The sequence below is a fragment of the Streptococcus sp. HMSC068F04 genome, from assembly GCF_001837455.1.
Lineage (GTDB): Bacteria > Bacillota > Bacilli > Lactobacillales > Streptococcaceae > Streptococcus > Streptococcus salivarius_D.
In genome coordinates this window covers 52,009-55,230 of sequence record NZ_KV832476.1, presented here as the reverse complement: position 1 = coordinate 55,230, position 3,222 = coordinate 52,009, and the positions used below count along the sequence as shown (strand labels likewise).

Annotated in this window: 1 protein-coding gene; it reads right to left on the bottom strand. The window is 37.5% G+C overall.

Features of this window, described 5'->3' with window-relative positions; translation table 11 throughout:
- Positions 1 to 69 precede the first annotated feature (69 nt).
- A complete protein-coding gene (locus HMPREF2571_RS04195; RefSeq protein ID WP_070847252.1) occupies positions 70 to 2,919 on the bottom strand; it encodes a KxYKxGKxW signal peptide domain-containing protein in 2,850 nt (949 codons plus the stop codon).
- Positions 2,920 to 3,222 lie beyond the last annotated feature (303 nt).

Here is a 3,222-nt window from a genome sequence, read left to right as displayed (position 1 = left end):
TTTCTTTTCCATGATAATTCTCCTTTCATTGTAAACTGTCGTTATTGAGAAGGAGTCTCTATAACTTCATTAACTAATGAGTGTTCCGTTTCCATCCGCATCAAAGTGATAGGTTTGCCCTTTAATAGTAATGTCAATATTTGACAAACGGGCACCTGAGTTAGCATCGTAGTAGTGGATTTTACCATCGACGGTGACTAGTTCACCTTTGGCTTGTTTACCGTTACTGTGGAAGTAGACTGGGACATTGTCAATGGTTTGTTCACCGGTAACTTTATCACCATTGACATCAACGTAGTAGAAATAGTCCTCACAATCGAAGTCTTTGCTTGAAAGTGGGTAGTGACTAATGTCTACTGGTATTGTATTATGATTGGGATCAAAAATAAAATTATGTGGGAACTGGATAAAAAAGTTATCGACAGGATTACCGTATTTATCTTGAAATTTCCAGTTATAGATATGGACGTAACGGTTTGTTACAAGTGCACCAGTATCCTTATCATAGTAGTGTCCATCAGGAGCAAAACGTCCCTTAACCTGTGCTCCATTAGGGAAGAAGTACATTTTGACATAATCAAGTGTTTGAGGTCCTTTTAGTGGTCGGCCTTCCCTATCAAGGTAATACCAGTCCTTTGCATATAAAGTTTCGCCATATATGGTACTACCAACGGAAGTCAATCCTTCTTTAAAAGTATTGGTCACTAGTTCACCAGAATCTTTGTCATAGAATTTACCGTTTTGAGCAACCCTTCCTTTGGTCTGAAAACCCCAAGGATTATCAAAGTATAGTTTTTGACCATTAATTTCAACTTCTCCTGTTGCAGCTGTACCATCTTTTGTAAAATAATACCAAGTTCCATTACGTTCGAAAAAGCGATTTTTCAAGACTTTACCACTATGATCAACATAATAGACCTTATTATTTTCATAGATAAAACGATCTCGTAACATTTCTCCAATGTCATATTGTTTATACGTATTTTCTGGACGGAAGTAATAGAAATCGCCATTAATTTCCTGAAGTCCAAGAACTATTTGTCCTTTATCATCAAGGTAGTAGGTTGAATCATTTTCATTAACAAAGCCTGCATGGGTTACTTTGCAACCATTGTCTTTATCATAGTAGTACTTAGGCATGTAATAATATTTGGAGATAAACTTCGGATCTCTTACAAATCCTCCTTTAATCTGTTTACCATTATGGGGATCGAACATAACATCTTGTCCATCAATAATGTAGGCCCCTTTTAGTGGGCTACCGTATTTATTAACATAGTACCAATTACCATTAACTTCAACGTAACGATTGGTTACGAGATTTCCTGTATTGATATCGTAGTAACCTTTAAGGTCATTATATATATCTAAATAGGCCCCTTTGACTTGTTGTCCATTATCCCGGAAGAATACTCTTTGTCCCTTAATGATTTGGGAACCGATAAGGTTTTCTCCGCTTGCATTCTTATAATACCAGTTACCCTGTTCATCGCTATAGTAGCCGTTAGGGTTTGGAGCATCTTTACCAATTCCATTTTCATCAAAGTTATAAGTCATCCCATTGATCGTTAGGCTTGTATTTACAACACGAGCTCCAGAATCAGGATCATAGTAACGGAGGACCCCATTATCAAGAACAAGTTCTCCTTTAGCTTGACGGCCGTTTGAGTAGAGATAGACGATTTGTCCATTAATAAGGGTTTCCCCATCTTTAGGACGAATAGCATTTCCATCATCACCGTAGTAGTACCATTTATCATTTTCTTTAATTGTTTGTTTTTTGACTAACTGACCGGTTTCTGAGTCAAAATAGTAACGACGGGTAATGTTTGTGGGCGTTCCATATTTATTAGAAGTTGGAAGAGTCTTTCCATCTTCTAGCTCTATGCTGATTCCTTTTTGCATGACACCAGAGTTGATTTCGAAATAATAAAGATTACCATCAATCATACGAGTTCCTGTATATTTAGAACCGTCATTATTGATAAAAAAGGTTCTTCCTTCTTTATCTTGAACGAGACCTTCTTTTCTAACTCTAGCTCCGGTGTTAGGGTCATAATAGTGCATCTTATCAAGATTACCAGAATACTTTTCACTAAAGTCTCCTTTGACTTGAGTTCCGTCATAATCAAAATAAACTTCTTGCCTATCAATGGTTTGTTCCCCCTTGAGAGGAATACCATCCTTGTCAACATAGTACCAGTTTCCCTTATATTCTAGATACCGTTTGGTTTGTAGTTGACCAGTATTATCATCAAAATAACGGTATAGTTTGTAATTTACGATTTGTGGTCCTTTAATTTGTTTTCCGTCCTCCCAGAAGGAGACTCTTACGTTATCAATCGTTTGATCTCCAGTAAGTTTTTTCCCATTAGCATCTTCATAGTACCAATTCCCCTGTTTATCACTGTAGTAGTGACCGCCAGTGATATTATTTTCAGCAGAGGGAACTTGAGAATTAGGGGTATCAGTATCACTAGTTGTTGGTGACACATTCTCAGCTGTAACACTCTCGCTAGTCGTTGCACCTACCTCAGAATGTGTAGTTTCCGGACTAGCTACTTCTGAACTAGCTGTGCTTGAGACTTCAGAGCTTGGTTTTTCAGAGACTGTTTCTGTTGAAGCCACTTCAGAGGTGACTACAGGTGTTTCTGACACTGTGGCAGCCTCGCTCGAAGCGGTAGTAGTCGTATTTTCTGTAGGTTTAGTTGTGGCTTCACTAGTTGCTGGAGCCTCGACGTCAATAGCACCTTCTTTGATGATGGCTTCAACAGTCGCTTCATTAACAGGGGTATGGTGTTCTTCAGCTGAAGCGTAGTTAAGGCCTGCAAAACTCAATCCTAAAGTAAGCCCTGTCACTGCAATAGTTACCCAATGTTTTTTAACTTTGTGAAGTTTAAAATGTACTTTCTTTTCCATGATAATTCTCCTTTCATTTTAAACTTTTACATATCACAAATAAGGACTGTCATGAGAGTTTATGAAAAGTGAGCATTGGGTAGAGTCCCTAACGATGTAAGTTAATCTTTTTATGGCAATCCTTATTTTCTCCCAATCTCCTCAATTTCAGTATTGTGAGACTGTTCAAGGCAAACATGAGTTATAGATAAATAATTTTTTGTAACACGAGAATGGTTTGAAATATGTTCTCCTTTCTATGCTTAGACTATCTCGTTTTTTTTAAGGCTATGAGACACAAAAAACTAGAGCTTCCTAGTATGA

Excerpts from the sequence above, each read along its gene's own strand:
- HMPREF2571_RS04195 (WP_070847252.1), bottom strand. The coding sequence starts at position 2,919 with ATGGAAAAGAAAGTACATTTTAAACTTCACAAAGTTAAAAAACATTGG.